This window comes from Rhizobium sp. ERR 942, assembly GCF_007828395.1.
Taxonomy (GTDB): domain Bacteria; phylum Pseudomonadota; class Alphaproteobacteria; order Rhizobiales; family Rhizobiaceae; genus Rhizobium; species Rhizobium dioscoreae.
The window spans coordinates 92,178-114,396 of sequence record NZ_VIUA01000002.1; the positions used below are offsets into that span (position 1 = coordinate 92,178).

At 58.7% G+C, this 22,219-nt stretch carries 17 protein-coding genes and 1 riboswitch; of the genes, 5 read left to right on the forward strand and 12 right to left on the reverse strand.

The genetic code is table 11. The features are described from left to right. Positions 1–10: 10 nt before the first annotated feature. The 8 genes from FBZ97_RS07405 to FBZ97_RS07440 form a co-directional block, all read right to left on the reverse strand. Positions 11–2,161 carry a tetratricopeptide repeat protein gene (locus FBZ97_RS07405; protein ID WP_145317846.1) on the reverse strand — a complete coding sequence of 717 codons (2,151 nt, stop codon included), beginning with the start codon at positions 2,159–2,161 and terminating at the stop codon, positions 11–13. Positions 2,162–2,353: 192 nt separating this feature from the next. After that, entirely contained in the window at positions 2,354–4,153 is a 1,800-nt protein-coding gene (locus FBZ97_RS07410) for a Hint domain-containing protein (protein WP_145317849.1), read from the reverse strand. A gap of 790 nt (positions 4,154–4,943) precedes the next feature. Beyond that, positions 4,944–6,134: a Hint domain-containing protein gene (locus tag FBZ97_RS07415; RefSeq protein WP_145317852.1), complete on the reverse strand. Its 1,191-nt coding sequence runs from the start codon at positions 6,132–6,134 to the stop codon at positions 4,944–4,946. Between the two features lie 52 nt (positions 6,135–6,186). Next, a complete protein-coding gene (locus FBZ97_RS07420) occupies positions 6,187–6,879 on the reverse strand; it encodes an outer membrane protein (RefSeq protein WP_145317855.1) in 693 nt (230 codons plus the stop codon). Between the two features lie 941 nt (positions 6,880–7,820). Next, entirely contained in the window at positions 7,821–8,387 is a 567-nt protein-coding gene (locus FBZ97_RS34665; RefSeq protein WP_246661710.1) for a DUF982 domain-containing protein, read from the reverse strand. Between the two features lie 493 nt (positions 8,388–8,880). After that, positions 8,881–9,126: a helix-turn-helix transcriptional regulator gene (locus tag FBZ97_RS07430; RefSeq protein ID WP_113332692.1), complete on the reverse strand. Its 246-nt coding sequence runs from the start codon at positions 9,124–9,126 to the stop codon at positions 8,881–8,883. Between the two features lie 306 nt (positions 9,127–9,432). Then, positions 9,433–9,966 carry an NUDIX hydrolase gene (locus tag FBZ97_RS07435; RefSeq protein WP_145317858.1) on the reverse strand — a complete coding sequence of 178 codons (534 nt, stop codon included), beginning with the start codon at positions 9,964–9,966 and terminating at the stop codon, positions 9,433–9,435. Positions 9,967–10,260: 294 nt separating this feature from the next. After that, positions 10,261–11,589: a dicarboxylate/amino acid:cation symporter gene (locus FBZ97_RS07440; RefSeq protein ID WP_112724414.1), complete on the reverse strand. Its 1,329-nt coding sequence runs from the start codon at positions 11,587–11,589 to the stop codon at positions 10,261–10,263. A 218-nt stretch (positions 11,590–11,807) separates the two neighbouring features. Here FBZ97_RS07440 and FBZ97_RS07445 point away from each other — a divergent pair, with 218 nt between their 5' ends. Together FBZ97_RS07445 and FBZ97_RS07450 are read left to right on the forward strand one after the other, a co-directional pair. Continuing rightward, entirely contained in the window at positions 11,808–13,685 is a 1,878-nt protein-coding gene (locus tag FBZ97_RS07445; protein ID WP_145317861.1) for a sensor histidine kinase, read from the forward strand. Continuing rightward, positions 13,682–15,058 carry a sigma-54 dependent transcriptional regulator gene (locus FBZ97_RS07450; RefSeq protein ID WP_145317864.1) on the forward strand — a complete coding sequence of 459 codons (1,377 nt, stop codon included), beginning with the start codon at positions 13,682–13,684 and terminating at the stop codon, positions 15,056–15,058. Before FBZ97_RS07445 ends, FBZ97_RS07450 begins: the two co-directional genes overlap by 4 nt. A gap of 53 nt (positions 15,059–15,111) precedes the next feature. Here the strand turns inward: FBZ97_RS07450 and FBZ97_RS07455 are convergent, their stop codons facing one another. From FBZ97_RS07455 to FBZ97_RS07465, 3 genes are all read right to left on the reverse strand, one after another. Then, the gene (locus FBZ97_RS07455; RefSeq protein WP_145317867.1) at positions 15,112–16,722 is read right to left on the reverse strand and encodes a hypothetical protein; all 1,611 of its coding nucleotides are present in this window, start codon (positions 16,720–16,722) and stop codon (positions 15,112–15,114) included. Between the two features lie 213 nt (positions 16,723–16,935). After that, entirely contained in the window at positions 16,936–17,811 is an 876-nt protein-coding gene (gene yghU, locus FBZ97_RS07460; protein ID WP_113351133.1) for a glutathione-dependent disulfide-bond oxidoreductase, read from the reverse strand. Positions 17,812–18,374: 563 nt separating this feature from the next. Further along, positions 18,375–18,521, reverse strand: a complete 147-nt coding sequence (locus FBZ97_RS07465; RefSeq protein ID WP_015342994.1) for a DUF1127 domain-containing protein — start codon at positions 18,519–18,521, stop codon at positions 18,375–18,377. Positions 18,522–18,749: 228 nt separating this feature from the next. After that, positions 18,750–18,846: riboswitch (TPP riboswitch) on the forward strand. A gap of 51 nt (positions 18,847–18,897) precedes the next feature. On the opposite strand from FBZ97_RS07465, the gene thiM reads away from it, so the two are divergent. From thiM to thiD, 3 genes are read left to right on the forward strand one after another with little or no spacing between them, the layout of a single operon-like run. Next, positions 18,898–19,701, forward strand: a complete 804-nt coding sequence (gene thiM, locus FBZ97_RS07470; protein ID WP_145317870.1) for a hydroxyethylthiazole kinase — start codon at positions 18,898–18,900, stop codon at positions 19,699–19,701. Then, positions 19,698–20,333 (forward strand): thiamine phosphate synthase, encoded by a 636-nt coding sequence (gene thiE, locus FBZ97_RS07475; RefSeq protein ID WP_145317873.1) that lies wholly within the window; start codon positions 19,698–19,700, stop codon positions 20,331–20,333. The genes thiM and thiE overlap by 4 nt, the downstream gene beginning before the upstream one ends. Next, positions 20,330–21,136, forward strand: a complete 807-nt coding sequence (gene thiD / locus FBZ97_RS07480; protein ID WP_145317876.1) for a bifunctional hydroxymethylpyrimidine kinase/phosphomethylpyrimidine kinase — start codon at positions 20,330–20,332, stop codon at positions 21,134–21,136. Before thiE ends, thiD begins: the two co-directional genes overlap by 4 nt. 149 nt (positions 21,137–21,285) lie before the next feature. Here thiD and FBZ97_RS07485 read toward each other — a convergent pair whose 3' ends face one another. Then, positions 21,286–22,158 (reverse strand): undecaprenyl-diphosphate phosphatase, encoded by an 873-nt coding sequence (locus FBZ97_RS07485; RefSeq protein WP_145317880.1) that lies wholly within the window; start codon positions 22,156–22,158, stop codon positions 21,286–21,288. Positions 22,159–22,219 lie beyond the last annotated feature (61 nt).

Sequence of the window (22,219 nt, forward strand, 5' to 3'; positions counted from 1 at the left end):
ACTGCATCGATCAGTTTCGGCCTAGCTGCGATTGGAGCATGACTTTCTCCAACAAACCCACTCGTTCCAGTGGGGCCGCCCCATCGCAGTACGCCACGGCTGAAAGCCCGAGATGGCATGACCGAGCGCCCGTATCGCCGAACCTGCCCCTCGTCAGCAGGTTGACCGTCACCCTCCCCTGCGGTCCGACAACACCTTCGAACGAAATGTAGGTCGGCCGGTCGATCACCTGGAAGGAAGACGTTTCCCCTCCGGCATCGGTGATCAAAACAATGTTCTGGCTGCCAGGTGGGCACATCACCTCCAGGTAGATACGCACTTTCTGGCCCTCGGCGAGTTCGCTATCGAACACAAGCCGGGAGCGGCGCTGGCTTGCCCAGACGCCCCAATCCTCCATGGCGAACCAGCCAGAGTCACGCGCTGCGCGAAAGGTAACGATCCGCCGGCCTTCGGCGGCGATCCGCAATAGCGCCGTGTCGCCGCCTTCGATGATCTCGTTGCGAGGCAGGCGGCAATTCAAACGGCCGGGCTGATCTCCCAGCCCAACACTCATGTCGATCGCCGTCGAGAACAGCTCGGAGCAGAACGCATCCCACGATTTTGGCACGAAATTCTGCTCGATATCGCGCTGCCAGTCGGCCAGATCCTCGCGATCGACAATGACCTGCTTGAAGATGTTGTAGCCGTCCTCGATGTTGTAAGGATTGATGTAACGCACAAAATGCCCTCCAACTTCGGGCATCGAGGTGGCGTTGGAGGCGATGCAGGGCTTGCCGTAATTCAGGCTCTCGCCAATGGGCAGGCCAAAGCCTTCGGCAAAACTTGTATAGGTCGTAAACAGAGCATGCCGGTATAGATATTCCAGCTCGTCGTCCGAGATGTCGTTGAAGATGTAGAGCCAGTCCCCGACATAACCGTGAGCGGCCAGATGGTGGCGCAATTCGTCGATCTGCCAACCCCATTTGCCCACCCAGACGAGTTTCGGTGCCTTCTCGCCCAGTTCGCGGATCAGACGTTCCCAGATGCGGATCTGGTACATATGATTCTTGCGAACCTCGATGGTTGCAACACAGAGGACATATTCCTCCTCTGCCATGCCGAGGATGTTGGTATTAAGGATCCTGGTCTTCTTCTGTGTCTTCCGCAGCTCCGTTGCGAGCGGAATTGCCTTGACGGGCAGCTCGAAGTTGAGACGCTCCTTGAAATAGGCCCTGATTTCGGATGCGACGAACTCCGAATTCGCCAGAACGAAATCGCAAACCGACAATACGTCGATCAGCTGTCTTTGAAACTTGTCGACGGCAGCCTGCTGGACATATTCCGGATTCCGGATCTGGATGAGATCGTGAATGAATACGCAGAAGCGCATGCCCTTTTCACGAAGCTTCCGCATGACATCGTAATGCGGATAGATCCAGAAAGCGCCCGCAACGACGAATATATCATCCTGCGTCGGCCAAACTTCGAAGCGCGCGTCGAAGACGGCGGCAATTGCCTTATCGACCATGCTGCGATCGACAATCGGGACATCGAACTGGCGAACAAGCGTCGCAAGTGCCGCCGGGCTCGCGGCGAGAATACGATGGCGATCATACTCCGGGATCACCGGGATAACGCGGTAGTCTCCGAAAACACCAGACTCGATATGAAGGACCAGGTTGGCAACGACGCGTTGAATTCCGCTCAGGCTCTTATTGTGCTGAGCATATTCCATGAGGTCGGTGACGTCGAGCCAGATGGTCTTTAACGCTTTTTCGCTCTCGGCGCTGAAATCTGAGAAGACGTCGCCAGCAGCGCCCGCTGCCACGAGTTCGATGACGGCGTCGTGGTTGCCGGGGTTGCATTCCACCGAGCGCTTGTAGCTTTCGATTGCTTCGCCCATGCGTCCGGTGAGCTTCAGCAAGTGTCCGCGCTGCAGGTGAATATCGGAATCATCCGGGTTGAGCTCGAGAGCTTTCTGGTAGCGCTTGGCTGCCTCGCGGTAGTCACCCGCTTCCTTCAGGCAGTTGCCCGCCTGAACCCAAATCCCCGTGTCCTCGGGATTGGTCTGCAAATGCTCATCATAGAGGTCGGCCGCTTTCTGCCACAGTCGCGAATCCCGCGCGACGTCTGCCTCACTGACGACGTTTCTCATTTCTTCCTTGCTGCGGAAAATGTTCATGAAATCTCGCCCGGTTTGTTGGGTCAGGTTGATCGCGATGGCTAAGGGGATTTCCGCGATGGTTCGTCGGCGCTCGCAACTCCGCCGGTTCTTGCCGGAGACGGATAGGTCGATCCCATCCCTCTCCGGCTGCTGAACAGCTCCTCACTCTGTCGGCGGTCCAAAGGTGGACCGCCGCAAGATGGGCTTTCCTCAAGCGGCGCGGAGCCCCGCGACGTCTGTTTCTTCCGGCGCCACCCAAGGTTGGCCGGCTTCCGCATAGCCTGTCAGGCGCAGGATCACGTGGCCCTTGCAATCGGCCCACAGCGTGGCCGGCAGCACGAGGTGACCATTGGTCCAGGACCAATTGCAACCTGCTGCGATCTCTTCCGGATGGAGGCCGACGAGGCCGTTCAAGGCAACGTCGCGATCCGTCTTGAGACCATCGAAGATACGCAGGCTCTCGAACCGCACGCCGAGCGCACGGACCTCTCGACCGGGGGAGAAGGTCCGCGACACCAGGCTCGCCGTCTTGGTAGACGCCGGGAAGATGAACCGTGCGAGGTCGCCGTCGATCTGCCCCTCCACGCGTTTGCCGTCGACCAGCATATGCAGGTCCATATCCGCAGCCCGGCTCCAGCCGAGTGCCTCCGCCCGCGCGATCAACCGCTCGCGGATCGCCTCGACGAGGACGCCACGGTCAAAGAAGGGGCGAGCATAACGGGTCAGGCTCTCGGCCACACGCTGAGCAGCGTCGACCCCGACAAGGCGGCCATAAGCCCTGCCGAAGAAAGCGCGATTGCCCACTTCCATGTAGCTCTCGCAGCCCATGCCCTCGGCCATCAGCACATCATGGCTTTCCAGTTCCACGTGCCAATATGTGACCTCGGGCCACTCCTCGCGGACGATCGTCGCGCCATTGGCCAGCTCGCCGACCGGCACGAACACTTCGCCCATCAAGTCCACGCAGACCGCATGGCCGCCGGACAGCAGCAGATCGCGAGCGGGCAGGTTATCGCCGAAGGCGCCGGCGCGAACCCGGACCGGCCACTCATTGCGCACCGGCCGTTCGACCCGTTTGCTGCCGATCCAAATGATCGGACGGGCTTCGCCGGTCGCCGTGATCGCCAGGTCGCCAACCCTCAGATCTTCGACGGCGACCTCGCCGCGCGCGGTAAGGATAAGCGTTCCGGAAACGAAGCACGGCGTCGCCACCGGAGTAATGTCTATTGCCGCACCATTCGAAGTGATTGTCAGCGGACCTGCCTGGCCGGCGATGAAAGTGCCGGTCGTGAAACTGGTGCCGGCAACGCTGACATTTCCGAGCGGATTGTTGCTGCTGTCGAAAAGGCTGATCGTCTGGGAGCCGCCGCTCGAAGTGATGGTGTAGTGATCCACCGATCCGGCCAGCCCCTGGAATTCAATCTTGTCCGTCGCGGCATCGAAACTATTGATGGTCGTCGACGAAAGATCGAGAACCGCCCCACCGGCGTTCGCGACGAAGGTGCCGCCACCGGCTCCGAAGTTGATGGTCGTGCCGTTCAGCGCGCTTATCAAGGCCGTTCCGTTGGTGAACGAGCCGCCATTCTCGATGTCGACAGTCAAGCCGCTCAGCGCTCCGAGGACCGAGCCGCCGGCAGCGGTGGCGGTGCCGCCGTCAACGATGACGGTCATGCTGCTCAGGGCGCTAACACCCGAATTGATAGTAGCGTTGCCGCCCACATAGACCGTGGACGAGCCTAATAGCGCAGCGGTAATGTTGACGGTTGCCGTCGCGCCGGGGGCCACCACGTAGTTGGTGTTCCCAAGGACCGAGAGGATAGAAAACGAACTGGTGCCATTAACCGGCGTCGCAACATTGCCCGGCGCGATATTGTTTACCGTCGTCGTCGTAAGATCCGGGTTGGTGATGGTGAGGTCATAGTTTGCACCTACCCCGAGTACGCCAGGGTTATAGGTCAGATTATACTGTACGCCACTCGCAGTGGTGGCACTATAATTGCCTTCCGCCATGTTTCTTGCTCCGTTGAAGTAAACGAGTTCAGAACTAGTCTATGCTGACCCTCATCGCGTAGGACGATGGAGCTTCGATTCGCCCTTCGCACATCTCCTTCCCAACGCTGTAACGGGGGGAACCCCAGAGCATGCAAAGACCATCAGCACTCTTGTCCAGGCAATCCCGCCCCTGCCACACCAATCCCGTCATGACAGTATAAAACGCGACAAAATCTTTATGATCATAGTCTAACTGAGATATTTTCTGCTTTCTCGAAAGCGTAGTTGACTTTCAAAGCGGAATCAAACGCGCTGTCAGATAGTTGCAGCGTCCGTCGGACACGGAGACTCGGGTTATCTCGCTTATCGTCTAAACGCTGCCGGTGGGTCGTTCGCCAGCTGTTCTTGAGAAGACTTTAAGGTTTGAGAATGCGGTTTCGCTCGGATTGAAATCGGCTACGCAGCGCGAGATGCTCAGGCTCTGCAGCAATGCTCGATTATTTCGCCAACCCTGACCCGCGCACCATCGGGGCACCCGGGAGAGCGTTATAGACCATGAGATCGACAGGTATCTTCATACCTTCACGTCGATGGGGAAGTTGATGGGTATCCCCTTGTAAAACAACAGATAAGAGAGTCTTCCTCGCCAAAGGGCAGATACTCAAAATGGGAAGAACGCGGGATGGAGAAAAATCCGCGTGTTTTTTAGACCAACCGACAGCTCTTGATCGAAGCTCGTTCGTCAACCCGATCCCGATTTAGTAAATAGGACGAAACAGCATCGTCTTATGGCGGCGTTATTCTTCTCTCAGGATGCTTCAGCTTCGCGGACGCGATAGCCCATTTCCACCGCCCGCCTTTCAATCGACATGCGGGCTTGCTGGAGCACTCTTCCGGCATAGACTGGCGGATAGCACCAGTCGTTCCAGGTGCGCGTTGCTGTACTTGCGAAGGAACCGAACCGCAGTACGCCAGGCTCAAGGAAGGACATACGACCACCGAGAGCGAGATATGTCTCGGTCTGTGCGCCTTCGGCAAGAATGATCGAATGCTGTTCGAGTTCGATATGGTAATACTCGAACGGCACCAAAGTCGTCTCCTGCGTGATCGTCGTACCGTTGAGGAGGAACTTTGCTGGAATCAACGATTCCTCTAGAAACATGCAACGGTCGGGCGAAACGTAAAGATCCCGGGAAGGGACGTTTTCGGCAAGGGCGCCCGCCTGTATGCGAACCGGAAGGGTATCGCGTGGCTTATCGATCGCCTTCGGATCAATCCGACGCCGTCCGACCCATCTGATTTCCGCGACGCCTTTGTGGGTAACCACAAGATCGCCGGCCCGCAAATCCTCGACCGGAGTATCTCCCTCGGGTGTGCGGATGAGTGTGCCACGCAGAAAGCAGCTCGTAAAAGTCAGGCTGTCTGCGTTGGCATCGTAGGTGTAGGTGACACCCATGGGTATGGTATAGGAGCCGAATGGTACCGCGTTCAAGAGACCGCCGAAGAAGGTGACGGTATTCCCTGTTTGAGAGACAACATTCGAGCCTGCTACCTCGATCCGATCTCCCGATTGAACGTTTACGACGTTCGGCGGGGTTGAGAGGCTCAAATTGATGCCGCCTGGATCGTAGGCGAACAACCCACTACCCTTTGCATCGGCAAAATCCACGGTAGCCCCGTTCAAAAGATCGGCAGTAAGCAGGCCCACATTCGCCGTAATACTCGAATCGGCTCCTATTGCATAAGTATAGGTCGAATCGGCCCCGACATTGGCGAGGCCGGCATTGATCGTCACATTCGCACCACTAACTGCTTTGATTGTTGTATTTGAAGCCCCGCCGATGCCGACGATACTGCTAATATCGACATCAACGCCGTCAACAATCACCGTACCGTTGGCAACCAGATTGAGCTGGATGCTATCCGAGTGAGTGCCGGCATTGCTACTATCAATCGTAGTCGTGCCATTGTTGATTAGGTTGATGCCAATCAAAGCCATGTTCTTATCCTCTCCGACAGATTAACATGTTGTCTTTTAAGGCAAAACTTGGTCAGAACTTGTAGTTCAGGCCGACCCGAACGGCATGGAAGTCAAGGCTGCCTTTGGTATTGAGGGCATCCCCCCCGAATTTGCTGCTGCCAAAATCGACATACTGATATTCGAGTTTTGCCGTCACATGGTCGGTGAAAGCGTGTTCGACGCCGGCACCGATGGTCCAGCCGGCCTTGGTCTTGTCATCGTCAAAGCTTACGCCAGCCAAGGCGCCCTTGTAGTCGACGTGCCCATAGGCGAGACCGCCGGTTCCGTAGAACAAGGTGTTGTCATAGGCGTAACCGATGCGGGGGCGAACAGTGCCGAACCAGTCGATCTTGGAAGATGCACTTGCGGTGCCGTTTCGGAAGGAATCGCTGATGTCAGCACCCTGAAAATCGGCTTCGAGGCCGACTACCCAGTTGGGGTCGAACTGGTAGTTGTAGCCGATCTGGCCACCTCCGAGGAAACCGGACCCTTCAAGCTTGCCAAATCTGCCAAGGTAACTTCCGAAGGAATGGAACCCGACATCGTCGTTACCACCGAAACCGCCGCCGGCATTCACACCGACATAGAAACCGGTCCACGAAAATACCGGCGCCGCCTCGACGGGAGCTTGAGGCGGTGTGGAAGTTGCGAGATCTGCTGCATAGACGGTACTCCCCGCAACCGTCGCCAACAAGAAAACCGTAGTCCCCAAAAACTTGCGCATTCGAAAATTCTCCTCGAAGGAATTCACGAGATTCAACATGTAACTTGCGAAAGTCCACGTTGAGGCCATAATATAGACGTGATTATAGCTGTAAATACGTAGTCACTAATAAATATTTTCTATATATAAGCTTTATTTGTATAGTTTTGTCGCAATATGTATTGAGAGCATATTGATTCTATACTTTGACGCACCGCAAAATGCCGGAATCGCGGCGGCAAAAACATTACAACCAGAATGAGATGGATGGCTTCGCGGCTGCCGGGGACGCGGAATGTATGAAACGAAGCGCGGAAATTTAGCTTCGCTCGCAAAGGCCGCCGGCCGCGGCGGCTTCCGAGTGACGCAATCGGGTGTGATGTGTCGCTTTCGATATAGACAGGCAGGACGCCGTTCTGCGAGTTTTTATCGCTACCGCAGATATTCATCTGCTGCGCTGGGAGGCCTGACGGGGCGGACCCCTAAAAGGAACGTCAGGCCTCCCAACTGCGCCCAACTCCTCTCCCTATGAACGGACATATGATAAAGAGCATGCTGGCAAATCACGGCCTGCATACATTTGGTGTGTCAATCTCCGCAACGGCGCCCAGGAAGACAGGCAGAGCGATCATGTTGCCGCTGGAGCATTCCGAAACATGCAGCCTGATGGCATTAGGTATTGGCTTACTGTGAAATCGACTTTCCAACGTGGGGCGCAATCAGACCTCCCGCGCCGCTTTCCGTATGGACGATGTAGCGGCGACAAGCCACATCTTTGGAACTATCGCAACCGCCAATTTGCGATGGTCGGGAGGCCTGGTTGCTTGCTTCAAGCAGCGGTCGGGCCTCCTCGCTTGCAACAAGCGCAACTCGCCAGTCAGTAGCTTTTATCCCGGCATGCTCCAAGACGCCTGCTTGTTCGCATGCTGCAAATTCAAACAAACCGACAGGTTTTAATCGCCTCAGGGAATTATATGCATGCGGGCGGCGCCAGCCGCCTTGAGGAAGGCAGAGCGAACCTGTTCGGGTGAAAGCCTGCCTTTGACGCCGTCGACGCAGGCCTGCAACGCTTCTTCAAACGCATCTCCGTAGCGTATCGGCCATTTCGTCGTCAGATATTCGATGGCCTGTGCGATCGAATTGATGGAGTGAATCTCGTCCCCATCCTGCGCTGCAATGCCGAGCGGCGCGAATGCCAGCCCTGCAGGCTCATCCGAGGTGTCAAATGACGTTGATTGATCTTGATCGGCGGCGTTTTCGGATTTTGCATGCCGGCGCCTCGTCACCAGCGTGGCCAGCAAGGTCATATCCCGAGCAATCCTATCCAGGGCCGCGAGCTTGTCTTCTTCGGCCGGCGCCCGATCCAGCCCCCCCTCTCGCGCCTGCGGCTCCGGCGGCGAGGCCAGGCGGCTATCTACATTCGTTCGAGGAGTGAAAACATCATCAGGGACCGAATTAACAAGCTGTGCGCCGTTATCGAGGTCGGCGCCAAAACTCTTATCATTCCGCCCCATGCCGATCTGTCCCAATAAACGCCGTCAAACCCATCCCACTGCATAGCGATATGTTGTATCGGCAAAAGTACTACTAATAAAACGCAATTAACCCGTATAGATTAAAACTTTGAAACGAATTTGACCAGTATCGCGACAACAGAAAGCGAAAATACTCATAAAACCAGGCGATATTGGCTTATTTTCAATGTATAAATATGGAAATTTTCGCTTAAAAGGCCAACGAACGGGTCCTGTGATCGAAGCTGCATCTCTTCGATGCAGCAGCCACATCTATAGCTGCATAGGCAACTTCAAATGTCGCCCAATCCACCTGCGATTACCATTCCGGCAGCTTTCGGTGCCGGAAGCATTGCAAGCCCGTCACAAGACGTTGCTCACACAGTTGCAGACGCATGTGCCTGCGAAAGCGAGATGATACGCGCTTCGATTGCGATGATCGGCATGGGAAGCCAATGCGAAACGCGAGCCGCCGAATTGAAGAGGCGCACCGAAGTGCGCCGCTTGTTCAAACGATGAAGAAAGTCGATGGCGGAACCTGCAATGCGGTCGCAATGCGGCGAAGTTTCGCCGGATCGGCCTCGGCACCAGCCTCGATTTCCGTGATCTCCCCGCTGGTCAGACCACAGGTCTCCGAGAGGTCGTCAATCGTGTAACCGATGGCTTCACGCGCCTGCCGCACAGCAGCAGCAATCTCACCATCAGGAACCGTAGAAACCTTTGAACTATCGATATTATTCGGAGTAATGGACATGAAATTTCTCCTTCCAAAGTCCGCCGGCCAATTCGTTGCCGGGTGAAGGCAGCTATTGCAGCCATGAGGCATATCGACCTAAACAGACACGGCCGAACGCTGCGTCAATATAGGCATCAATGCGGCGAGGGCAAGCACGGAAGCGCATAGCTGCCAATCGCCTGGCTCTCGGCTAATGTCGCGATTTAATATTCTGTGATAGCGACAACACGTCACGGTTACAGAGGAATGAACGGCACTGCACGCCGTCCTGCGACGTCAGCCGCCGCCCGCCCGGCTGTGAACGTCACCCTTTAACGACGAAGATCATTTCTTGCCTTTTGCCTTGCGCACCTTCCGCCCGGCCGCAAGCAGCAGCCCCTTGAGTTCCGGTTCACGCACACGATTGGCTGCCTCGATGAAGGAAACCCACTCGACGCGGCGTTGGCCTCGCTCGGGAAAGTCCTGGAGCGTTTGGTCGACCTCCAGCAGATGCAGTTGGACAATGCAGGGAACGCGGCTGCCGTCGGCAAGCTGCTTCAGATAGGTAAAATAGCCAAAGGGCTTTTTCTTCACCTTGCCGCGCACGCCGGCTTCTTCATAAGCTTCAATGGCGGCAACCTCATGCGGCTTCTTGCCCTTGATCGGCCAGCCCTTGGGAACGACCCATCGGCCGCTCTCCCGGCTTGTGACGACGAGCATCTCGGCATCGTCGCCTTCGGGCACCTTCCTGTAGCAAATGGCGGCATATTGCTCATGGACCTGGCCGTGCAGCAACTCGTCGGCATGAGAGGCGAGCTCGGACAGAAAGCTCTCCGACCGTCGCAAGGCTTTTTGCTGCGCTGAAAGTGAGAAAGCCATGCGCGCTACTCGCGACACGGTCGATCGACGCACACGCCCCTCGAAACTGGCCGGCTCGCGCTCACAAAAATCGTCTGTGACACGCTGCTCTCCTGCTCGCTTGGGTTTCGTCGAAATTCACAACTGTCCGTATGATGCTGTGAGCCGCTGCGGTGACAGTTTTATGAAGGCGGCTGTTGATGATGCGGAAGGATCAGCCATCTGAGAGTGCTACACGAAACTGTGATCGAACGGCACCGAACAAAAAAACGGCCCCTAAAGGGGCCGTTTCATCCTTGGGAGGACATGCGAAGTTTATTCGGCTGCCTGCAGGGCAGGCACCTCGATTTCTTCGCTCAATTGCCCCGCCATGGCGGCGGCAAACTTGGTTTGGTCGAGTTCGTTTTCCCAGCGGGCAACAACGACCGTGGCGACCGCATTGCCGACGAAATTGGTCAAGGCGCGGCACTCGGACATGAATCGGTCGATGCCGAGGATCAGCGCCATGCCGGCGATCGGAACCGAAGGCACGACGGCAAGGGTGGCGGCAAGCGTGATGAAGCCCGCACCGGTAATGCCGGCGGCACCCTTGGAGCTCAGCATGGCCACCAGCAGCAGCAGGACCTGATCCCCCAGCGACAACGGTGTATCGGTTGCCTGGGCGATAAACAATGCCGCCAGCGTCATATAAATATTGGTGCCGTCGAGATTGAAGGAATAGCCCGTCGGGATGACGAGGCCGACGACGGAGCGCTTGCAGCCTGCACGCTCCATCTTGTTCATCAGGCCCGGCAATGCGGCCTCGGACGAAGAGGTGCCGAGCACCAGCAGCAGCTCTTCCTTGATGTAGCGGATCAGCGCCAGGATCGAGAAGCCGTTATAGCGGGCGACGGCCCCGAGCACGACGAGAACGAACAGCAGCGAGGTGGCGTAAAAGGTGCCGATCAGGAACGCCAGATTGGCGATCGTGCCGATACCATACTTGCCGATAGTGAAGGCCATGGCGCCGAAGGCACCGATGGGTGCAAATTTCATCAGCAGGGCAACCATACGGAAGATCGGCGTGGTCAGTGCCTGGAGGAAATCCGTCACCGGGCGTCCGCGTTCGCCGGCAGCGCCAAGCGCAATACCGAAAACGACCGAGAAGAACAGCACCTGGAGAATATCGCCCTTGGCGAAAGCGCCAACGATCGTATCCGGAATGATGTTCATCAGGAAGCCGACGACCGACGCGTCATGGGCCTGCGCCGCATAGTTGTTGACGGCCTTGGTATCCAGCGTCGCCGGATTGATGTGCATGCCTGCGCCCGGCTGCACGACGTTAGCAACGATAAGACCGACGATCAGCGCCAGGGTCGAGAAGGTCAGGAAGTAGATGAACGACTTGCCGACGACACGGCCGAATTTCTTCAGGTCCGACATGCCGGCGATGCCGGTCGTGACCGTTAGAAAGATGACGGGCGCGATGACCATGCGCACCAGCTTGATGAAGGCATCGCCGAGCGGCTGCAACGATGTGCCGAGTTGCGGATAATAGTGACCGAGCAGAATGCCGGCGGCGATGGCGGTCAGAACCTGCACATAGAGGTGCCGGTAAAAGGGAACCTTGGCGCGCGTTTCCGCGGCAGCGATAGGAGCAATCATGATGTCCTCCGTTAAGCCCAACCGATCTCTCGGCCCTCCGGGCGACGACTAGAATTCAACAGCCTCCGACTGTTCCGTCGTTCTCTGCAATGACTGTGCCAGATGCATGCCTTGATTTTAACATATTGCTTTTGTTGGATTTTAATTTCCGACACTGATCCAAGATCATCGATCTGTGCGACTATCCGCACAGATCGAATTGCGGTGCGCGCGAAATCATGCACAATACGGCAATGCTGCAGCGCCCGGCCAACGAACGATTTCTAACGCCCGAGCAAGTGGGCCGGCGCTCCCGCCGGGTCTGGTTCGTGTTCGCGTTTCTAAGTGCGGCCATCATTGCGGCTGGCCTTTACGGCGCGAATTTCTATGGACGGCTCTCGGCAATAGAAGGGCTGCAGCGGCAGGGGCACACGGATGCGAACCTCAAGGTTGCCCTACTGCGCGCGGTCCTCGAACGTCCGCGCGCTTTGCCGTTACTGCTGGCCGATGATCAGCAGGTGCGAGATGCGCTCGCTGACAAGCACATCGACGATGTCGTCGCCTTGGATCGCAAGCTCGAAAGTCTCGTCACCGGCACCAGCGCATCCGTCCTTTACGTCACCGGCAAGGACGGCGTTGCTATGGCCTCCAGCAATTGGCGGGAGCCGTTGAGCTTCGTCGGCAATGATTATTCTTTCCGCGATTACTTTCGCAAAGCCATGGAAACGGGAACCGCCGAGCATTACGCGCTGGGCACGGTCAGCAATCGTCCCGGCCTCTACATTTCCCGACGCGTCGGCGATGTCGGCTCCGCGCTTGGTGTCGTTGTGGTGAAGATGGAATTCGATCAGCTGGAGGCCGACTGGAGCGAGACCGGCCGCCCCGCTTACGTGACCGACGAACGCGGTGTCGTGCTCATCACCAGCCTGCCCTCATGGCGCTTCATGACGACCACCCCTCTTGCGCGCGAGGAAGCCGACGCCATTCGAAAAAGCCTGCAGTTCGGCGCAGCACCACTTTCGCCCCTTCCGGTCAGCCATCCCGAAAAAGTCGGCCCGGATGCAACCATCGTGCGCGCCATTTTGCCTGGAAGCAGCGCTGCGGAATATTTGCGGCTGACGGTCGCCGTTCCATCAACACCCTGGCAGCTTGGCTACCTGATCCCGACCGATCAGGCGATCGCCTCGTCCGTGCGCGAGACGCGCTTCCTTGCCTTGACCGTCCTTCTGCCGATCCTCGCATTCGCCGCTTTCCTGCTGCGCCGTCGCGATGTTTCCGCCATGCAGATCGCCGTCAACAGGATCGCGCGCGAGGAGCTGGAACGCCGGGTTCTTGAGCGCACGGAGGACCTCAGCCAGGCCCGCGACCGGCTGGAGGCGGAAATTGCCGACCACCGTGCGACGGAAGCCAAGTTGCAAGGCGTGCAGCAGGATCTCGTGCAAGCCAATCGCCTTGCCATCCTGGGTCAGGTCGCCGCCGGCGTCGCCCATGAAATCAATCAGCCAGTCGCGACGATCCGTGCCTATGCGGAGAATGCCAACGTCTTCCTTGATCGGCAGCAGACAGATCCGGTGAAGGAAAACCTTTCGGCGATCGCGGCGCTGACGGAGCGTATCGGCACGATCACCGAAGAACTGAAAGCCTTCGCCCGCAAGGGAAGGACTGCCCCAGAGCCGGTCGACCTCAGAAGCGTGATCGAGGGAGCCGTGGTTCTGCTGCGGAGCCGCTTTGCCGGCCGCCTGGATGCGTTGAAGATCGAGCTGCCGCCAACGGGGCTCGGTGTTGTCGGCACGCGCATCCGGCTGGAACAAGTGCTGATCAACCTCTTTCAAAATGCTCTGGAAGCCCTGGAAGGCCGCGATCAGGCCAAGGTGGAGGTGTCGGTGCGCGAAACTTTGGATGAGGTCGAGGTCGTAGTTTCGGACAACGGCCCCGGTATTCCAGCGACGATCCTCGATTCGCTGTTTACCCCCTTCAATACGTCCAAGGAAAAGGGCCTCGGCCTTGGTCTCGTCATTTCAAAGGATATCGTCGTCGACTATGGCGGCCGGATCGATGTCGAGAGCAATGGCAGCGGCACACGCTTCATCGTCCATTTACGCAAGGCCACACCATGAGTGAGAGTTTCCCCGTTTTCCTCATCGACGACGACAAGGATCTGTTGAGGGCGACGAAACAGACGCTGGAATTGGCTGGTTTCGCCGTATCCGCCTTCTCTGCTGCAGCCGAAGCGCTTCTTGTTCTCGACGCCGGTTTTGCGGGTGTTGTCGTCTCCGATATCCGCATGCCGCAGATGGATGGGCAGCAGCTCTTTGCCCGCATCAAGACGCTCGACGCCGACCTGCCGGTCATTCTCATGACGGGTCATGGCGATATTCCGATGGCGGTGCAGGCGATCCAGGACGGCGCCTATGATTTCATCGCGAAGCCCTTCGCCACGGACCGGTTGGTGCAAAGCGTGCGACGCGCGGCTGAGAAACGAAGGCTCATCCTGGAGAATCGGGCATTGCGGCAAGCGGCGGAGCAGGCGCAGGGCGATCTGCCTCTGATTGGCCAGACACCCGCCATCGAGCGGCTGCGCTATACGCTGCGGCAGATCGCCGATACGGATGTCGATGTACTTGTCACGGGCGAGACCGGCAGCGGCAAGGAAGTGGTGGCGAGCCTGCTGCATCGCTGGAGCCGGCGCGCGAAGGGTAATTTCGTCGCGCTGAACTGCGGTGCCCTGCCCGAAACCGTGATTGAAAGCGAGCTGTTCGGCCATGAGCCAGGCGCTTTTACCGGCGCGCAGAAGAAGCGCGTTGGGCGCATCGAATATTCCAGCTCCGGCACCCTGTTTCTCGACGAGATCGAAAGTATGCCACCGCCGATCCAGGTACAGATGCTGCGCGTGCTTGAGATGCGCGAGGTAACGCCGCTCGGCACCAACGAAGTCCGTCCTGTCGATCTTCGCGTCGTGGCGGCGGCGAAGGTCGATCTCGCCGATCCTCGCCAACGCGGCGATTTTCGCGAGGATCTCTATTATCGTCTCAACGTCGTCACACTTTCCATTCCGCCACTGCGTGAACGGCGCGATGACATCCCCCTGCTCTTTGGCCATTTTGCCGATCGCGCCGCGGGCCGCTTCAAGCGCGAGGTGCCGGCCCTATCCACAGCAGTGCGCCGCCATCTGCAACAGCACGACTGGCCAGGCAACGTTCGCGAGCTCTCGCATTTTGCCGAGCGCTTCGTGCTCGGCCTCGAATCGGCAACAACGGCAAAATCCGACGAGGTGCCGGCGGCGGACGAAGGTTTGCCGTTGCCGGTTCGAGTAGAACGTTACGAAGCCGAACTCATTCGCGCAACCCTGTCGCAGAACAATGGCGATGTGCGCCGTACTATCGAAGCGCTCGGCATTCCCAGGAAGACTTTCTACGACAAGCTCCAGCGCCACGGCATCGTCAGAGGTGATTTTGCCGGCTTTGACGGGGATGAGCGCCGAAGTTCATAATCCGCTATCGATAAGCGGAGCATGCCGGCTGAATCGGATTTGCGCGCCGCATCTTAGGCACTGCGGCGCATCTCCTTGATGTTGGAACCGGCGCTTAGTCGAGCCGCTACCTCGGCGGTGCGATCCAGAACCAGCATCGCTTGCGCGATCACCGTCGCAAGCGCTTCATCGCTCTTGGAAGCAGCCACGACCAGCGGCGCGCTCAAACAAATTCTAAGGGCACTTGCCGGTACATCACCAAAATCGGCGCAGCGAACGGGCTGCCCGAGACGCACGGACGCAACTCCATCACCGTCGCTGGCCAGCTCCTTGTAGACCGCCGCCATTTCCATCGCAGTCAGCATCGCGCCATCCGTGCAATTGCGCAGGTAGAACGAGAAAATGGAGGGAATCTCGTCCCAGCGAAGAGCCGATGATGCGCCCCACAGTTCGCGTCGATCCAATGGCCGGCTCTGCAACGGTTCAAAAGCCGGATCGTTCGCAAGACGATCAGAGACGGCGTCGGCAAAGGCGGACAAAACGGCGACCACGCGATCTTCAGGAATATCCAGAAAACGTCCGAGTTCGAACAGCGCGGCTTTCCAGCGCAGCAGCAGGCCGAAATTGGCTCTATCCGGCAAGATATCGCGAGCGGCCCAGCCCTCCGGCCACTCTGCCTTTCCGCAATAATCCGCCAAGGCCGCTGGCAGTGCGCACGATTTGAAGCGCTCCGACATTTGTGGCGGGCAGAGAAGCGCCCCGCTGAAAATCGGTCCGGCAAGGAATTTCGAACCCGTGAGCGCGACCATGAAGCCATGGGCGAGATAGGCGCGGATCGTCGCCGCCGACAGGCGAAACTGGCAGGCATCGATCATGATATCCAGCAACGTACCGAAGCGCTGCTTCAGGCGCAGAACGCTCTCGAGGCAGGGCGCCAGCAGGCTGGTTTTCGAAACGTCCGTGACCACGAGCAGGCATCTGAGGCCGGCTGCGCGGGCAAGTTCGATGAGGCCGCGCAACTCCTCCTCCACCTCGCTCTCGGTGCGAAGAGAGCCATCCTTGTTGCGCACAGCAATGGTGGCGTTGCGCGTCGCGTCGCCTTCCCGCAATTCCTCACCCTTGACGACAGCGCGCTCGCTGCTGACGCGGCTCATGAAATGCCGCCCGGCCGACGCCGTCATGACGCCGCTGCCCGTCTCGTTCCCCATCAGCGTGATGGTCATCAGGGCACGTTCGTCCTCGCCTGCCAACAGCGAGGCCGAAAAAAGATGGATGTCCGTGCCCGATGTGGCCAGAATGGCATCGATCCGCGGCTGCGACGATTGGCTGAGGCCAAGCAAGCGCAGCAGATCATCACGCACGCGCCCGATTTCGCGGTCGTAGATCACCTTCGGCGAGCTTGTTTCCATCTCCTGCGTCAAATCCGCGTAATAGGATTCGACCGCGACAAAGGCGGCGGCGGAGATGGTGGATGCCGTCGACGAGCCGAAAGCGAGATCTTCGGGCCGGGGCGCGGGGCCATAGCCATACATGTTGAGCCCGTTGACCGGATCGCAATCCAGCCGTTCGTCGCCGCCCGACACCAGATGTTTCAGAAGCGCGCCCCTCGCCTCGCCTCGCTGTTGCGACGACGCACCCGCAGTCACGTTCTCATCCAGGGTACAGTCGTCAGCAATTTGCTGCATGGAGAAGCATTCCTCTTTCGCCGAAGTCGAAAACGCTTCGCAGGATCGCTCCGCGTTCTATGCCGAGCGGCGGACCCTCGGCAGCGGAACATTACGCCTCGCAAGGTGGAGCGAGGCTGACTTGTCGAGACCAGCAACGCCGGTGGCAAGAGCAATAAAAAGCTCGCGATCCGGAGGACCGCGAGCTCATTTCAGCAAAAGGGAATTGTCGTATCAGCCAGCGGCTTCCAGCTTATCCTGCGTCTTCGTCTCGAAGTCGCTCGCATCGTGGCGCTCACGCAGCTGCTCGGACGGATCGCCCGACATGCGGTTGACCATGCGGCCGCGCTTGACGGTAGGACGCGCGTAGATTTGCTCTGCCCAGCGCTGAACATTCTTGTAATCCTGCACCTGCAGGAACTCGGCCGCGCCATATTGCCAGCCTTTGACCAAGCCGCCGTACCACGGCCAGATGGCAATATCGGCAATCGTGTAGTCACTGCCGGCGATATATTCGCTTTCAGCCAGGCGACGATCGAGGACATCGAGCTGACGCTTCACCTCCATGGCAAAACGGTCGATCGCATATTCGATCTTCGTCGGCGCATAGGCGTAGAAATGGCCGAAGCCGCCACCGAGATAGGGCGCGCTGCCCATCTGCCAGAACAGCCAGGAGATGCATTCGGCCCGAGCCGGCTGCTCGGTAGGCAGGAAGGCGCCGAATTTCTCGGCGAGATACATCAAAATCGAGGCCGATTCGAAAACGCGGACCGGCTTCGGACCGCTGCGGTCGAGCAAAGCCGGGATCTTCGAGTTCGGATTGACATCGACGAAACCGCTGCCGAACTGATCGCCCTCGCCGATCTTGATCAGCCAGGCATCATATTCCGCGCCGCTGTGACCAAGTGCCAGCAGCTCTTCGAGCATAATGGTGACCTTCACGCCATTCGGCGTTCCAAGCGAATAGAGCTGAAGGGGATGACGTCCCACCGGCAGTTCTTTCTCGTGAGTCGGGCCGGCAATCGGGCGATTGATATTGGCGAACTGGCCGCCATTGGCCTTGTTCCAGGTCCAGATTTTCGGCGGCGTATATTCGGCAGAACCGGTCATGGGCATCCTCCTGTTTCGGGGAATCACGTTGGGGTTGGTCTTCGATGTAGCGCGCTACATAGGTCGCACATAGGGGCGACTCTTCATTTTTGCGAGAGGAGAATGCGCACACTTTAATGCGGAAGCGCTCTTGCCGCTTGGGTTGGAGCGCCAGCTTCTCGACCGAGTTAGGTCATTGCCAATCTTCTGGAGGTCCATGAAACGAAAAAGCCTGCCGCGGGAGGAGGAGCGGCAGGCTTTTTACAAGAACCGAACAGCGGATGGGAGGAGGAGTTCCGCTATTCCTGCAGCCGTCCCTGGGAGGAGGATAAGGACGTCTGCGAAGCGAAGGGATGCGGGAGGAGATGCATCGCTTCGATGAGAAGAACATACCAGTCTTTTGCTCAGTTCATAGGCATTTCTTTGCAAGGCAGTTATGCGCCATGCGAAAAGCAGAGAGCTAAATTGATGCAATCTTCAGCAAGCGCGGCGAAAAGGAACGGTGATATTCATAAAGCAAAAGCGCCTGCTCAAGGGGAACAGGCGCTGACATAATTCAGCTTTATTAGGAGCCGGTGCGGCCGTTAGCGAGCGATCGCTGCGCGGGCAACATTGCGGATTTCACCGCGATCGATACCCAGATCATGCAGTTCGCGCGTGGACATACGGCCCAGTTCGGCGACCGTCTGACGATACTTGCGCCAGTTATTGAAAGAGCGTGCTACGTTCATGATGATCCCCTTTCCTTGGGCTTTCGAAGCTGAGCGGCCGTGCTTGGCGCTCCCGTCGCTTCGATGAGAAACATATAGTCGAAGCCCACAGGTTTTTGCAGAGCTAAGGGATCACTCCACCTATGCATCCATTGCATGGGTCGCCGAGAAAGCAGGCAATCTCACGCGCCAGCATGGCTTTTGTGATTTGCTGGTGACAGCGCCGTCTTTGTCTGCGAAAAGAAGAGAGATGAGAGACAGGGGCGTCCGCCATCCGGCGGGCTGAGAAGCACCCTTCGAACCTGAACCAGATCATGCTGGCGGAGGGAGTCGCTCGGGACCTCGTAAAGCACCAGCACGTCGTCCCTGTGCGTCTCGCCCGCCTGAAAGGGGCGATATGCAAGACCAGACAACTGCAGGCAATTTGCTTCGCACCATGCGGGCTAACCCTCCGCTGGTGCAATGCATCACCAATTTCGTCGCCATGAATATCGCGGCCAATGTGATGCTTGCCGCCGGGGCATCGCCGGCAATGGTACATGCCGAAGAGGAGGCCGGCGAGTTTGCCGCTATCTCCGGCGCGCTGACGATCAATATCGGCACGCTCTCGTCCGGCTGGCTTGCGGGCATGCTGAAGGCGGCGCAGTCGGCAAACGAGGCGGGCAAGCCCTGGATCCTCGATCCCGTCGCCCATTATGCGACCACGTTCCGCCGCAAGGCGGTCGCGCAATTGATCGAGCTAAAGCCGGCGATCATTCGCGGCAACGCGTCCGAGATCATCGCGCTTGCCGGCGGCACGAGCCGCGGCCAGGGCGTCGATAGCCGCGACGCGGTCGAACACGCGGAAGATTCCGCCCGGCAATTGGCGGGAAAGCATGGCTGCGTCGTTGCAGTTACCGGCGTTACGGATTTCGTGACCGACGGGCGGAGGGCAAAGCGCATCGCCGGCGGTTCGTCATTCATGCCGCAGGTGACGGCCGTCGGCTGCTCGCTGACCTGCCTCGTCGGCGCCTTTGCCGCAGCAACGCCGGATGATCCATTCGATGCGACCGTTGCGGCGCTCGCGGTCTTTGCCGTCGCCGGCGAACAGGCCGGAGCGGCTGCAGACGGGCCGGGCTCCTTTTCCTGGCGCTTCCTCGACGCCCTCGCCGGCCTTAGCCCGGAAGTGCTGGATCGCAATGCAGGGATATCGGCGGCATGAAAGACTTCGATCTCTCGCTCTATCTCGTCCTCGACCCGGTGCTGTGTGCCAACCTCGGCATGATTGAAACCACCCGTGCAGCCATTGCCGGCGGCGCAACCATCGTACAGCTGCGCGACAAGCATGCACCGACAGCCGCCATGATCGAGACGGGCCGCGCCCTCAAGCAAATCCTGCAGGGAACGAATGTCCGGCTGATCGTCAACGACAATGTCGAGGCTGCCATCGCCATTGGCGCCGATGGCCTCCATATCGGACAGGAGGATATGAATGCCGCCGAAGCACGCCGCCTGATCGGGCCGGACATGATCCTCGGCCTCTCGGTGGAAACGGAAGCTCTCGCTTCCTCCATAGATCCCGGCATCGTCGACTATGCCGGGATCGGCCCGGTCTTTGCCACGCCCACCAAGCCCGATCACAAGCAGCCGATCGGCTTCGACGGGCTTGCCCGCATCGTCAGGCTATGCCCCGTTCCATCGGTCGCGATCGGCGGCCTCAAGGGAGAGCATGCCGCAAGCGTTTACTCGGCCGGAGCCGATGGTCTCGCGGTCGTCTCGGCCATATGCGGCCAACCGGACCCGCAAGCCGCGACAACTGTCATCGCGAACGCCATCAAGGAGGCTCGCCAATGATCCGCAATGTCTTATCCATCGCTGGCTCCGATCCCTCCGGCGGCGCTGGCATTCAAGCCGACCTGAAGGCTTTCTCCGCCCGCGGCGTTTATGGAATGGCAGCGCTGACTGCCTTGACCGCGCAAAACACGCAAGGCGTCTCCGGCGTCCATCCGGTGCCTCCACATTTCGTGGCAGACCAGATCAATGCGATCTTTGCCGACATCCATGTGGATGCCGTCAAGATCGGCATGATCGCCAATGCCGCCATCGCCAGTGCCGTCGCGGACATTCTGGCGCGACATCGCGATGTACCCGTCGTCCTCGACCCGGTCATGATCGCCAAGGGTGGCGCCGCCCTACTGGCTGCCGATGCCGTTGACGTGCTGACCACGCGATTGCTACCGCTGGCGACCGTCATTACACCGAACCTCCCCGAGGCGGCTGCGCTGTTGCATGACGCGGAGGCGAAAAGTCGCGAAGACATGGCGCGCCAGGCGCGTGCGCTTGCAGCGCTCGGGCCTTCAGCTGTACTCGTCAAGGGTGGCCATCTCGAGGGCAACGAAAGTCCAGATGTGCTCGCAAGCACCGGTCGCCTGACCTGGTTCGAAGCCGAGCGCTTGCCGACCAAGAATACCCATGGAACGGGCTGCACGCTCTCCAGCGCTATCGCGGCAGAGATCGCCAAAGGCCTGTCGCTTCCCGAAGCTGTCGCCGTCGGCAAGGCCTATCTCGCCGCCGCGGTTGCTGCCGCAGGCCAGCTTTCTGTCGGCAGCGGCCATGGGCCTGTGCAGCATTTCCATGCGCTGTGGGCGAATCTATAAGGAGGAGAGAAATGACCCTATTACTCAGCGATCAGGTCGTCGTTTCCGCTGTGGGATGCGGCCTCGTCCTCGGATAGGGCATAAGACGAGAAGCACTGCCCTGACGGGCAGCGCCTTTCTTTTATTGACGGTCGAATGGCAAGACCGGTTCAGGCCCAGCCCATAGTCAACACGCCAAAAAGTATGACTGCCCCAAGGCCGATACGGTAGATGACGAAAGGCCAGGTCGAAAAGCGCTCCAGGAAACGCATCAGCCCCCAGATGGTGATGAAGGAGGATATGCTGCCGACGATCAGGCCGACGAGCAGAACCGACCAGGCTTCCATCGGAATATGCGCCTTATGGAGCTCATACAGTTCCTTCAAGCCGGCGAGCGCAATGGCAGGCAAGCCGAGCAGGAATGAGAATCGGGCGGCCTCTTCGCGCTTCAATCCGAGGAAGAGCGCGCCGGTCAGCGTCGAACCCGAGCGTGAGACACCGGGAATAAGAGCACCCACCTGCGTGATGCCGACGAAGAAGGCATCCATCAGCGTCATCTGACCGATGTCTTTCCGGTGGCGGCTGTAAAGCTCAGCCACCGCCAAGAGCAAGCCCATGACCAGGCAGGCTATGCCGATCACCCAGAGGCTGCGCAACGACGTGCCGCAGGCATTGAGGGAGGACGACAGCAGCAGGCCGGCGATCACGATCGGTACAGTCGCGATCACGATGGCGATCGCAAGCCGGATAGAGGGGGAGCTCCAGTCCTTTTGCCTGATTGCATCGAGCGACCCGAAAGTGACGTAACGAACGTCGCTCCAGAAATAGGAGACGATCGCGGCAAGTGCGGCAAGCTGCATCGTAGCCGAGAAGGCAGAACCGGGGTCCTGCCAGCCAAGCAAGGCCGGCACCAGGCGCATATGGGCCGTGGACGAGACCGGCAGCAGCTCGGTCAATCCCTGCACGATGCCCAGAATTGCAATCTTGGCATAGCCCAGGGCAACGAAGCCCGTATCCACGCCTTGCGTACAAACATCAGCCACGTTTTGATATCCTCAGTTGTTCATGGGGGCTTTGCACCGGAGTGGTGCGACGAACTAGCTG

Bases quoted from the DNA above. Each gene is read 5' to 3' on its own strand.
- FBZ97_RS07445 (WP_145317861.1), top strand. From the start codon at position 11,808: ATGCACAATACGGCAATGCTGCAGCGCCCGGCCAACGAACGATTTCTA.
- FBZ97_RS07405 (WP_145317846.1), bottom strand. From the start codon at position 2,161: ATGAACATTTTCCGCAGCAAGGAAGAAATGAGAAACGTCGTCAGTGAG.
- FBZ97_RS07465 (WP_015342994.1), bottom strand. From the start codon at position 18,521: ATGAACGTAGCACGCTCTTTCAATAACTGGCGCAAGTATCGTCAGACG.
- FBZ97_RS07450 (WP_145317864.1), top strand. From the start codon at position 13,682: ATGAGTGAGAGTTTCCCCGTTTTCCTCATCGACGACGACAAGGATCTG.
- FBZ97_RS07420 (WP_145317855.1), bottom strand. From the start codon at position 6,879: ATGCGCAAGTTTTTGGGGACTACGGTTTTCTTGTTGGCGACGGTTGCG.
- thiM (WP_145317870.1), top strand. From the start codon at position 18,898: ATGCAAGACCAGACAACTGCAGGCAATTTGCTTCGCACCATGCGGGCT.
- FBZ97_RS07440 (WP_112724414.1), bottom strand. From the start codon at position 11,589: ATGATTGCTCCTATCGCTGCCGCGGAAACGCGCGCCAAGGTTCCCTTT.
- FBZ97_RS07415 (WP_145317852.1), bottom strand. From the start codon at position 6,134: ATGGCTTTGATTGGCATCAACCTAATCAACAATGGCACGACTACGATT.
- FBZ97_RS07410 (WP_145317849.1), bottom strand. From the start codon at position 4,153: ATGGCGGAAGGCAATTATAGTGCCACCACTGCGAGTGGCGTACAGTAT.
- thiE (WP_145317873.1), top strand. From the start codon at position 19,698: ATGAAAGACTTCGATCTCTCGCTCTATCTCGTCCTCGACCCGGTGCTG.
- yghU (WP_113351133.1), bottom strand. From the start codon at position 17,811: ATGACCGGTTCTGCCGAATATACGCCGCCGAAAATCTGGACCTGGAAC.
- thiD (WP_145317876.1), top strand. From the start codon at position 20,330: ATGATCCGCAATGTCTTATCCATCGCTGGCTCCGATCCCTCCGGCGGC.
- FBZ97_RS07430 (WP_113332692.1), bottom strand. From the start codon at position 9,126: ATGTCCATTACTCCGAATAATATCGATAGTTCAAAGGTTTCTACGGTT.
- FBZ97_RS07435 (WP_145317858.1), bottom strand. From the start codon at position 9,966: ATGGCTTTCTCACTTTCAGCGCAGCAAAAAGCCTTGCGACGGTCGGAG.
- FBZ97_RS07455 (WP_145317867.1), bottom strand. From the start codon at position 16,722: ATGCAGCAAATTGCTGACGACTGTACCCTGGATGAGAACGTGACTGCG.